The organism is Flavobacterium sp. CBA20B-1 (genome assembly GCF_028473145.1).
Classification (GTDB): Bacteria; Bacteroidota; Bacteroidia; order Flavobacteriales; family Flavobacteriaceae; genus Flavobacterium.
Genome location: NZ_CP092370.1, coordinates 2766894 through 2778869, shown reverse-complemented (window position 1 = coordinate 2778869; position 11976 = coordinate 2766894). Strand labels below are relative to the sequence as shown.

The window sequence follows — 11976 nt, the reverse complement described above, 5'->3', positions numbered from 1 at the left end:
AAGCTTATTATTTTGAACAGCGTGAGGAATATCCTTTTAAAATACCTCATTTATTCATATTCTTTTTTCTTTTGTCTCTTACAGTCAACGCCCAACAACCCTATGAATGGCAGTGGGCAATGAAAGGAGGCGGAAGTCTAGGTGGTACAGGAGCAGGAATTGATGATGAAAGAATTTATGATATAAAAGTAGGTACAGATAATAACTATTATTTTATAACATCAATTGCAGGAGCATCAAATGCAAATTTAGACGGGTACACCGTACCAGTATACAATACCTCTAATACAATAGCTGGTGGCACTAAAGATATTTTTTTGTTTTCCACTGACTGTGAAGGCAATGTGCGTTGGAGTCAGGCTATTGGTGGCTGGAAAAATGATACTGCCTATAATTTGGTATTAGACGATCAAAACAATGTTTATGTAGGAGCAAATGTTAGAAATGAAGATCCAGGTTCAGGAGGAGGTATTAGACCACCATTACATTTTTCAGATAATGACTTTGTGCCTTTTCCAGATTTTAGTAATGGTGGAGTAAATATTCCACAAGAGGGTTTCAAAACTACTTATTTAGTAAAATATGATAGTAATGGCAATTATATAGAAAAAAAGGCTCTACAGGGAGATGTAACAGGGAATAATTTCACCTCACAAATTTCCGATTTGGCAATAGACGGTGACGGAAAAATACATTTTATTATTGGACTAATAAACGGTACGCATTTGGATGGAAATGTAACTGTACCTTCAAGTTTTAATACACTATACAATTACCAATACCATTTAGTAACCTATGACACATATCCCAACCTTGACTATAATAGTAGTATTTCTTTACCTATTTCAAATAGTACAGGTTTGTCTATGAAAGATACTCGCTTTGGTTATGATAGTGGTACTAATACATTTTATATAGCTGGTGAGCGAATAGGTGCACCACTTATGCCATTAACTTATGATGGACAAACTATTGTAAATCGTTCATATATTATTGCTATTAATGGAAATGATGGCAGTAAAAAATGGATACGAGAGATTTACTCAGACCCTGGAACAAGTAGTGATCTCACTGGTAACAAAATTAGCTCTGTAGTAATTGATGATAATTCCAACGTTTATATTGGAGGGGCCAGATTCAGACATCCTACCTACCTTGATTTAAAAATTTATGACCCTACAGACTCATCTGTTACCCCCTATAATATTACTACAGGAGCTGATTATACAGTTCCAATGATTGTAAAATTCAATAGTGATGGCGATGTGCAATGGGTACAGGCAACAACATCTCACGACTCAACTATCTCCGCATCTACCTTACGTCGAGGAAAAAATATTGCTATAAATGGGAATGAAATAGCTTTTGCAGCACAAGGCGGTGCTGACTCTTGGGGGGCAATAAACATAGCTCGTCCTTTAGGAGCTAATTTTCAGCCCGACCCTATATTGGTTCGTTTAGACAAACAAACAGGAAATGTGATAGGTGTACATGATATAGAAGGAGAACCACTAAGTACTAAGACAATGACGGCTGTAGCAGTTGATAACGACGGTAACTATATTACCGGAGGTAGTTTTAATGCCAATCTTTTTATAAATAATACACTGGGTATAAACCCATTAATCAGCACTGGCGAAGCAGACTTTTTTGTAGCTAAGCTAGCAAACAGTGCATGTGGTTCGGTGAGTACGGATGATTTTAATACATTATCGTTTAACGTATATCCAAACCCAACAACAAGTATCATCAATGTAGAAACTACAGAGCAGTTGTCTGCTTATACGATATACGATGCTACAGAAAGACTAGTACAAGAACGTATGTTTAACGGCAGTAACCAGATAAATATGGAAAACAACAGTAATGGTGTCTATTTTATAAAAATTGTTACCGTAGAAGGCAACACCGGAACAGTTAAAGTGGTGAAGCGGTAGGTATATTTTCTAGGTTTTAAATTTAAGTAAAAAAAACTAACAGATATGAAACAACAAATACATAAATCTTATCATTTTGAACAGCGTGAGGAATATCCTTTTAAAACTCCCAAAATATCCTGTTTATTCATATTCTTTTTTCTTTTATCTCTTACAGCCAATGCTCAACAACCCTATGAATGGCAGTGGGCAATGAAAGGTGGTGGAAGTTTGGGAGGAACCGACAAAGAAACCATTCACGATTTAAAAGTAGGAAGCGATGGAAATTACTATTTTATTGCCTCTATTTTTGGAACAGGGCAACACCATAACGCACAACTTGACGGTGTGACCGTACAAACCAACAATCAACCCAATAGTCAGGCTGGAGGGGCTGAAGATATTTTCTTATTTTCTACTGACTGCGAAGGCAATGTGCGTTGGAGCCAGGCGATAGGTGGAGGCTCACAAGATAGGGCATATAATTTAGTGCTAGATAGCGAGAACAATGTATATATTGGAGGGTATTTTAACCCAGGTGTTACTAATGCAGCAGGCACCTTCCCAGTACGTTTCAGTTCTACGGATTCTTTACCTATGAACAACAATCACCCCGACTACTATAAAAGAATTTATTTAGTAAAATATGACAGCGATGGTAATTATCAAGGAAAAAAAGCCTTGCAGGGCAATGTAAGTAACGATCCTAACAGCGCACATTATGGTTCGCAAATTTTAGACCTTGCCATTTATAACGATACCTTGCATTTTATAGTAGGCTTACTAAGTGGAACACATTTAGACAATCAGGTAACTGTTCCTTCACAATATACCTATGACCCTAATACATGGACATATAATTTTCAATATCATTTGGTAAAATACGATACAGGCTTAAATTATATCAATAATATTGTTTTACCTATTGCAGATGGTACAGGATTTGTTAATGGACGAATTAGATTTGTCTATGATACAACCTCTAACCAATATTATATTGGAGGAATGCGAGGAGGGGTTACTGGTGCTGTACAACCATTAATATACGATGGTAATGCATTTGTAGAACGCTCTTTTATACTAGCAATTAATGATAATGACGGCAGTGAAAATTGGCGTAGAGAAATTTATTCTACTTCTACTTCAGGACAGCTTAATGTTAACTGTATTTTTTCATTGGCTGTGGATGACGATTCCAATGTCTACGTAGGAGGAAGTTTCCATCAACATAACTCACCAAACATAAAAATTTATGACCCTACAGACTCATCTGTTAACCCATATTTTTTTACAGCTGGTATTACTTCAACTATTCCAATGATTATACAGTTTAATAATGATGGTGATGTGCAATGGGTACAGGCAACAACAGATATTGAAAATATTGCTCCTGGTCCACGTTATGGAAAAGGAATAGCTATAAATAACAATGAAGTCGCCCTTGGGGTACAAGCTGGTGCTGATACTTGGGGGAATATTCAAATAAATTTACCAGTAAATAACTATCAACCTGACCCAACACTAATACTACTCAATAAACAGTCGGGTGCTGTTTTAGAAGTTCACGGAATTGAAGGAGAGCCACTAAGTACTAAGACAATGACAGCTGTAGCAGTTGATAACGATGGTAACTATATTACCGGAGGTAGTTTTAATGCCAATCTTTTTATGAATAATACGTTGGGTATAAACCCATTAATCAGCACTGGCGAAGCAGACTTTTTTATAGCTAAGCTAGCAAACAGTGCATGTGGTTCGGTAAGTACGGATGATTTTAATACATTATCGTTTAACGTATATCCAAACCCAACAACAAGTATCATCAACGTAGAAACCACAGAGAAGTTGTCTGTTTATACAATCTACGATGCTACAGGAAGACTAGTACAAGAACGTATGTTTGATAGCAGTAACCAGATAAATATGGAAAACAACAGTAATGGTGTCTATTTTATAAAAATTGTTACCGTAGAAGGCAATGCCGGAACGGTTAAAGTGGTGAAGAAATAGCTCAATAGTCTTTAGCTTTCCTATGTTTTAAAGAAGTGAAAAAACTAACAGATATGAAACAAAAAATACATAAAGCTTATTATTTTGAACAGCGTGAGGAATATCCTTTTAAAACTCCCAAAATATCCTGTTTATTCATATTCTTTCTTCTTTTATCTCTTACAGCCAACGCCCAACAACCCTATGAATGGCAGTGGGCAATGAAAGGAGGTGGAAGTTTGGGAGGAACCGACAAAGAAACCATTCACGATGTAAAAGTAGGAAGCGATGGAAATTACTATTTTATTGCTTCTATTTTTGGAACAGGACAGCACCATAACGCACAGCTTGATGGCGTGACCGTACAAACCAACAATCAACCCAATAGCCAGGCTGGAGGATTGGAAGATATTTTCTTATTTTCTACTGACTGCGAAGGCAATGTGCGCTGGAGCCAGGCGATAGGCGGAGGCTCACAAGATTTGGCATATAATTTAGTGCTAGATAGCGAGAACAATGTATATATTGGAGGATATTTTAACCCAGGTGTTACTAATGCAGCAGGCACCTTCCCAGTACGTTTCAGTTCTACGGATTCTTTACCTATGAACAACAATCACCCCGACTACTATAAAAGAATTTATTTAGTAAAATATGACAGCGATGGTAACTATCAAGGAAAAAAAGCCTTGCAGGGCAATGTGGGAAGCACAAATTCTGGAGCACAAATTTTAGACCTTGCCATTAATGACGATATATTACATTTTGTCGTGGGATTACTCAACGGAACACATTTGGACAATCAGATAACCGTACCTAGTACAGTGACTGCTGGTCAGTACTATTTAGCAAAATACGACACCGATTTAAATTATATAAGCAGTATTCTTTTGCCTGTTACAGACGGAACAGGGTTTCCAACAGGAACTTCTCGTTTTACCTATGATGAAAGTACTAATACATATTATATAGCTGGAGAAAGAAGAGGTGCTCCTCTATTTCCCTTAACCTATGACGGACAGACTATTGTGAATCGGTCATTTATTATTGCTATTAATGGGAATGATGGCAGTAAAAAATGGATAAGAGAGATTTACTCAGACCCTGGAACAAGTAGTGATCTCACTGGTAACAAAATTAGCTCTGTAATAATTGATGAAAGTTCGAACGTTTATATTGGAGGAACCAGATTCAGACATCCTACCTACCTTGATTTAAAAATTTATGACCCTACAGACTCATCTGTTACACCCTATAATATTACTACAGGAGCTGATTATACAGTTCCAATGATTGTAAAATTCAACAGTGATGGTGATGTGCAATGGGTACAGGCAACCGCTGCTTTTAGTACAGGTGTTCTAGCACCTGGTTTACGTCATGGTAAGGGCATTGCTATAAACAATGATGAAGTAGCTTTTGCAGCACAGGCAAGTGCAGAGTTTTGGGGAACTATCGAAGTAGTTCGCCCAGTCACCAACTACCAGCCCGACCCGATATTGGTTCGTTTAGATAAACAAACAGGAAATGTGATAGGCGTACATGATATAGAAGGAGAGCCACTAAGTACTAAGAGAATGACGGCTGTAGCAGTTGATAACGATGGTAACTATATTACCGGAGGTAGTTTTAACGCCAATCTTTTTATGAATAATACGTTGGGGATAAACCCATTAATCAGCACTGGCGAAGCAGACTTTTTTGTAGCGAAGCTAGCAAACAGTGCGTGTGGTTCGGTGAGTACCGATGATTTTAATACATTATCGTTTAACGTATATCCAAACCCAACAACAAGTATCATCAATGTAGAAACTACAGAGCAGTTATCTGCTTATACAATCTACGATGCTACTGGAAGACTAGTACAAGAAAGTATGTTTGATAGCAGTAACCAGATAAATATGGAAAATAACAGTAATGGTGTCTATTTTATAAAAATTGTTACTGTAGAAGGCAACACCGGAACAGTTAAAGTGGTGAAGCGGTAGGTATATTTTCCAGGTTTTAAATTTAAGTAAAATTACTTATTGACAAATGTAAAAAGGAGTTTTACTTTTGAAAAGCAATTTAAGAATCTGTTATGAATAAAATGATTTCTAATCTTTTTATTGCCACATCTGGTGTTACTTATCTCTTGTTCATCAGGCGATAAGAACAATGTTGAAATGGCAGAGAGAAGCATAAACATGCTACATCAAGAACTTAACAATTTTAAAGTTTAGTTATAGATAATTTAATTTATAAAAATAGTTTAAAGAGGAATATTGTCAAACCTAAAATGGTAAAAGGACTCTGTTAAAGTCCTTTTACCATTTTAGGGGTTAAAGATTAAACTTAATATATTCTATACTTAGTTATTATAACGTTTTATTGAGATATAACACTGAATACAACTAGATAAATATTAATACATCAGTAAATCTACCATGGACTTGTATAAAAATAAAAACTAATATAAAAAAACATAGATTATGGCAAAATGTACAGCACCAGTTCATGGTCATCGCTCAGCTAGTGCTAGAGCAAACTGCCCTGCATGTGGGGGGAGTTATAGAAGTTACAATTCTTATTCGTCACCATATAGTTCTCCATCTTACGGAAGTTATGCAAGCAACGGATATAGTGGAGGAGGGCAAAGAAAAACCAAAGCAACCTGGTCTTCAGCTGGTTCAACAATACTCTACACTCCAAAAGAGATCAGAACACTTACTCCAGTCCGTGAAAATATAGAAAAACGTTCAGATTTACCTGATTTAAGAGATGTTTTTCTCTGTCACGCATGGGATGACCGTAAAGAATCAGCTCAGGAGTTACATGATATACTTGAATCAAAAGGTGTAACAGTTTGGTTTAGTGAAAAAGATGTCTTGTTAGGCTCTTCGTTGTTACGTGAAATTGATAAAGGATTAGCGAAATCTCGAGTAGGTATCGTTTTAGTAACACCTAACTTTCTTGAACGAGTTAAAGGAGAAGGTATTGCAGACAAAGAGCTTTCAGCTCTATTGGCTAGAGATTTACTTGTACCAATTGTCCACAATACAACTTTTGAGAAATTACGTGAAATAAGCCCTTTACTTGGTTCACGAAGTGGGTTGAGTACCGAGGAAGATACGATGACTAATATTGCTTCTAAACTAGCCGAATTAGTAACGGTAGAGGATTAAAATAAACACTTTGCTAATTATTACTTTTTTATTAGTAATGATAGAGAATGTTTCAAAAATTAAAAAATACTAGAAAACTTGAATTATGATTTTTAATATTTATTATATCAACTTTCCGAAAGTTTATGAAATAAAAATGATGCTTAGTAATGTCATTTCTATAAATAAGCAAACGACAAATGAATTAACAGGTGAAGGACAAGTATCAGCTAGAACTAAACTTGGAATAAATTTTATGGATTGGTTTAAATTAGGAGATGCAGAAGCAGGGGTTGATTTAAAAGGATCAGGATCAAGAAAGGTATTTGAAACATTCGAAATAAAAACAACAAAGTCTGTTATTTTAAGTGATGTAATGGAAAAAGCTAAAGTTCAGAACGATTTTTCAAAAGTAAAAGAAGGCGAACTAATTCGAATAGATGATGTTAAGTTAAGTCTAGAAAATGAAGATGAATTAAGAGTTGTTAAATTCATAAATAGTGGAGCTTTTAAAGATCTTGTAGCTCCTGGTACTAATGGATTTGATATGAACAATCTTTTCAATTCAATGTTTAAAGATTATGCTTATAAAATTAAAGGGGAAATGATGAATAATGGTGATAATATTTTGATTAAAATTCCTCTAACTTTTGAAAGTGAATTTGAAAGTTCATACAGTGTTGATGATTTATTTGTTGGGAAAGTTTCTGTTATAGGACTGTATAAAGGCAAGATAAATGTAGATGAATTAAAAAATTCTTTTCAATATTTTCAAGAATTAGGAGAATTGCAAAATTTAATGTCAAAGAAAAATACTGAAGACGATGAAATACAAGAAAGTCATTACTCTAATGAGGCTAATGCTTCAAAATTTTATTTTAAAAGTTCTGGAGACGAGACGGAATTTCACTATATTGATTTATTGGCAATAGTGCAAAATGTAAATATTCAGTAAATCTTTTATGAAAAAAATACTTTTTTATGATAAAGAAGATTTTTATGATTATAGAGAATCTATGGCTGAAGAAGGTCTTGAGATTTTTAGTGTTTCAAAATATACTCGAAATCCAGATTTAATAACAGACATTGATAGTGATTCAGAAATCATAGATTTATCTGTTTTAACAGAATATGACAAAATGCAGTTTGTGATAGAACAGTTTATTGTCCAATTCTCTGATGGTATTTTATTCATTTGCGATTCGTTAAAAAGAAACATTATTGAATATGAATTAAGATTTGTATTTGATGAATTTGGTTTTATAGACAAAAAGTTATTTGTTACAAATAAGGAAAGTAGCAATGAAGAAACTACGCATAATAAAATAGAAAAGAAACACCGAAAAATTATTGATTTGACAGATGATGAGTTAAGTGTTTTTTTAGATGATTTTAATAACGGTTTGTACGGACATCCAAAATTTAAAGATGATTTTGCAGAGCAAATCAGAACATTTAGAATTTTTAATAGATTAAAAGAGCACAAAGTTCTTTCACTTTTTTTAATGGGTGATTCTGGCGTTGGCAAAACTGAAGTTGCAAGAACAATTTTTAAATGTCTAAAAGGAAATAAAAGACTAGCAAAAATTAATTTTGGAAATTATAGTAGTGAATTTTCTTTAAGTTCTTTGATTGGGGCGTCACGAGGATATCGAGATAGTGAAGATGGTGAAATTTTTATGAAAGTAAGAGATTCTGATGTGGGGGTACTTTTGATTGATGAATTTGAGAAATCTAATAGTGCATTATTTAATTATTTTTTAAACGTTTTAGAAACAGGTGTAATTGAAGGTTCTCTAGGGCAACAAATAGATTTAAATGGGTTCATTATTATTTTTACTTCAAATATTTCAAAAGAAGATTTTCAAAAAAGAATTTCTCCAGAACTAAAGTCTAGATTTGACTACAAATGTATGTTCACACTTTTAGGTGATAAGGACAAGGGAAGATATATTGAATTTCGTGTTCAAACAATATCTAAAAAAGTAAATATAGAGTTTGGAGTTGAGATAGAAACAGATTTACAAAAATTTATGTCTCAAGAAATCAATGTTTCTCTATATAATAATATGAGAGACCTTAATAAAAAAATTAAAAAAAAGTTTTTAGAATTTACTGTTACTTTTTTATCACAAAATAAAGAAGTAACAATTGAAGATCCTACAAAATATAATTGGAAAAGAAAGTTTTTAAACTTGTTTTAAAAATATAAGGTTGATTGTTGTTTTTAGAAACTTTAATCTTAAAAACTGCTTCTACTTTAATCGTTGTTATCAAGATATACAACGTTAGAATGAGAAGAAAAACTATTAACTAAAGAAAATCAAGATTATGATAAAATCAATTAATTTAAAAAACGTTGCTACTTATGATCCCAAAAACGGAGTTACTATAAATAATCTTAAGAAAATTAATTTTATCTACGGTACGAATGGTTGTGGCAAGACTACTTTATCAAATTATCTATTAGACCCTAATAATAATAAATATGCTGATTGTACAAATGTCTGGCAAAATGAAACTCCTCTTAAAACTTTAGTATATAACAAGGAATTTAGAGAACGAAATTTTGGTAATGGAAAATTAAGTGGTGTTTTTACTCTTGGTCAGGCTACAACTGATGAAATTAAGGTAATTGAAAATAAAACAGAGGAATTAAAAAACTTAAAAATAGAAGGAGCTAAAAAACGAGAAACTCAAAATGTTCAAATTCAGAAAAAGGAGGCTTTAGAAAAGGAATTTACAGAGAATTGTTGGAAAAAACTATTTAAAAAATACGATAAAGAGTTTAAAGAAGCCTTTGTGGGCTCAATGAAGTCAGGAGAGCTGTTTAAAAGCAGATTGTTGCAGGAATTCTCGAGTAACACCTCTATTTTGGAAACAATCGAAGTACTACGAGAGAAAGCAGAAACTATTTTCGGAGACGTTCCGCAGAATATTTCTCAAATAAGTATTATTGGTTATGATAGAATAATTGAAATAGAAAGTAGTCCAATTTGGAAAAAAATAATTATAGGTAAGGCAGATGTAGATATAGCAAAGTTAATTCAGAAGCTGAATATTAACGATTGGATAAATCAAGGGAGAGACTATATTCAAGAAGACAATAGCACTTGTCCTTTTTGTCAACAACAAACTATTACACAAGATTTCAAAAATCAATTAGAGAGCTTTTTTGATGAAACGTATTTAAGCGATATCAATTCTATTAAAGACTTAAAACAAGAATACAATTCATTAACACAAAATTTGATTAATGAACTTAATGCGATTGAAGGAACCGAAAAGAGTTTTAAAGACACAAAGTTAGATGTAGATAAATTTTCAGCTTATCTCAAAACATTGATAAGTCAGATAAATACCAATAATGAGTTTCTAAATAATAAAATAAAAGAGCCAAGCAGAATTGTTGAGATGGTATCTTCAATAGAGCAATTAGATTTAATTACGGAATTAATTTCAAATGCTAATTTCGAAATAAAAAAGCATAACGATATAGTTGCCAATTTCACTACTGAAAAAAAATATTTGGTTAAGTCTATCTGGAAATTTCTTATTGAAGAATTTAAAACAGAAATTATTCAATTCAATTCAAGTAAAAATGGCTTGGAATCAGGTATAACAGCCTTACAAATTCAATTAGATAAAAAAGTAGCCGAACATAAAGCATTAGATACTGAAATCAAAGAGTTAAGTAAAAATGTGACAAGTATTCAACCTACAATTAATGAAATAAATAGATTGTTATTATCATACGGTTTTACAAATTTTAAAATTGTGCCTGCAGTAGAAACAGGTTTTTATCAAATACAACGAGAAAATGGTGAAATTGCTGAGCATACACTTAGCGAAGGGGAAGTTACTTTTATCACTTTTCTATATTATCTTCAACTAACTAAAGGTGGACATGATGAAAATTCAATAAATGATGAACGTATTTTAGTTATTGATGATCCTATTTCAAGTTTAGATAGTAATATATTGTTTATTGTAAGTACATTGATCAAAGAAATTTTAAAAGATGTACGTTCAAATAGAGGAAATGTAAAGCAAGTTATTTTATTAACCCATAATATTTACTTTCATAAAGAAGCTTCGTTTGAAGGATTAAATAGAGGTAAAGGTGAAAAGAATAACTATTACATTTTGAGAAAGATTAATTCGATTACTCATATTTTTCCATATAACGACAAAAATCCTATATCATCTTCATATGAATTACTATGGAATGAAATTAAAGATTATAAAAATAATTCTGGAATAACGGTTCAAAATGCTATGAGAAGAATTATTGAAAATTATTTCAGTATACTTGGTAGTAAAAGAGATGATACTCTACTAGCCAAATTTAAAAATCCACAAGAAAAAGAAGTTTTTAGATCTTTACTTAGTTGGATAAATGAAGGTTCTCATACATTACCAGATGACCTGTATATTGAATTACCAGATCAATCTATAGAAACTTATTTAAAGGTTTTTAAAGATATTTTTATTCACACGAATAATATTGGACATTATGAAATGATGATGGGAATTGAGGAAAACTTAACTATTAATACTATAGAAGCTGAATTAAATTAATTAATAAAAAATGGCTGGATACTATCCCACAAAGTGTGTAAGTTAAAAAGTTAAGGCTTGGATTTTATAATCTAAGTCTTTTCAAAAATAAGCATAAATTAGTTTATTCATTTGTAGTTTGTGGAACCTTAATAGCATTCCCAGACTCATCTAAAACAGGCTCATGGGTTAGAACAAACCGTTTTTTCTTCGAATGAGAGAGATCTTGTTTTGAATTGTATCCTGAAAAGCCTGAAGCCTGAAGACAGAACTCTTAAAGTCGATATAGCGTTCCTTTCAGAAGATTATAATGGAATTGACAAAAACCAGCAGCTAATTAAGTAGACGACCCCGTCCCTAAATAAGTA

The 11976-nt window shown here is 32.7% G+C and carries 7 protein-coding genes; all 7 read left to right on the top strand.

Annotated elements, in window-relative coordinates; translation table 11 throughout:
* Positions 1-71: 71 nt before the first annotated feature.
* The 7 genes from MG290_RS13550 (at position 72) to MG290_RS13520 (ending at position 11629) form a co-directional block, all read left to right on the top strand.
* Positions 72-1937, top strand: coding sequence for a T9SS type A sorting domain-containing protein (locus MG290_RS13550; protein ID WP_264561770.1), 1866 nt, complete (start codon positions 72-74; stop codon positions 1935-1937).
* Positions 1938-1982: 45 nt separating this feature from the next.
* Positions 1983-3926, top strand: a complete 1944-nt coding sequence (locus MG290_RS13545) for a T9SS type A sorting domain-containing protein (protein ID WP_264561769.1) — start codon at positions 1983-1985, stop codon at positions 3924-3926.
* A gap of 53 nt (positions 3927-3979) precedes the next feature.
* Positions 3980-5893 (top strand): T9SS type A sorting domain-containing protein, encoded by a 1914-nt coding sequence (locus MG290_RS13540; protein ID WP_264561768.1) that lies wholly within the window; start codon positions 3980-3982, stop codon positions 5891-5893.
* Between the two features lie 483 nt (positions 5894-6376).
* Positions 6377-7069: a toll/interleukin-1 receptor domain-containing protein gene (locus MG290_RS13535; RefSeq protein WP_264561767.1), complete on the top strand. Its 693-nt coding sequence runs from the start codon at positions 6377-6379 to the stop codon at positions 7067-7069.
* Positions 7070-7154: 85 nt separating this feature from the next.
* Positions 7155-8003: a hypothetical protein gene (locus MG290_RS13530; protein ID WP_264561766.1), complete on the top strand. Its 849-nt coding sequence runs from the start codon at positions 7155-7157 to the stop codon at positions 8001-8003.
* 7 nt (positions 8004-8010) lie between these two features.
* Positions 8011-9252 carry an AAA family ATPase gene (locus MG290_RS13525; protein ID WP_264561765.1) on the top strand — a complete coding sequence of 414 codons (1242 nt, stop codon included), beginning with the start codon at positions 8011-8013 and terminating at the stop codon, positions 9250-9252.
* 127 nt (positions 9253-9379) lie between these two features.
* A complete protein-coding gene (locus MG290_RS13520; RefSeq protein WP_264561764.1) occupies positions 9380-11629 on the top strand; it encodes an AAA family ATPase in 2250 nt (749 codons plus the stop codon).
* The last annotated feature ends 347 nt before the right edge of the window (positions 11630-11976 follow it).

Excerpts from the sequence above, each read along its gene's own strand:
- MG290_RS13520 (WP_264561764.1), top strand. The coding sequence starts at position 9,380 with ATGATAAAATCAATTAATTTAAAAAACGTTGCTACTTATGATCCCAAA.
- MG290_RS13530 (WP_264561766.1), top strand. The coding sequence starts at position 7,155 with ATGATTTTTAATATTTATTATATCAACTTTCCGAAAGTTTATGAAATA.
- MG290_RS13545 (WP_264561769.1), top strand. The coding sequence starts at position 1,983 with ATGAAACAACAAATACATAAATCTTATCATTTTGAACAGCGTGAGGAA.
- MG290_RS13540 (WP_264561768.1), top strand. The coding sequence starts at position 3,980 with ATGAAACAAAAAATACATAAAGCTTATTATTTTGAACAGCGTGAGGAA.
- MG290_RS13525 (WP_264561765.1), top strand. The coding sequence starts at position 8,011 with ATGAAAAAAATACTTTTTTATGATAAAGAAGATTTTTATGATTATAGA.
- MG290_RS13535 (WP_264561767.1), top strand. The coding sequence starts at position 6,377 with ATGGCAAAATGTACAGCACCAGTTCATGGTCATCGCTCAGCTAGTGCT.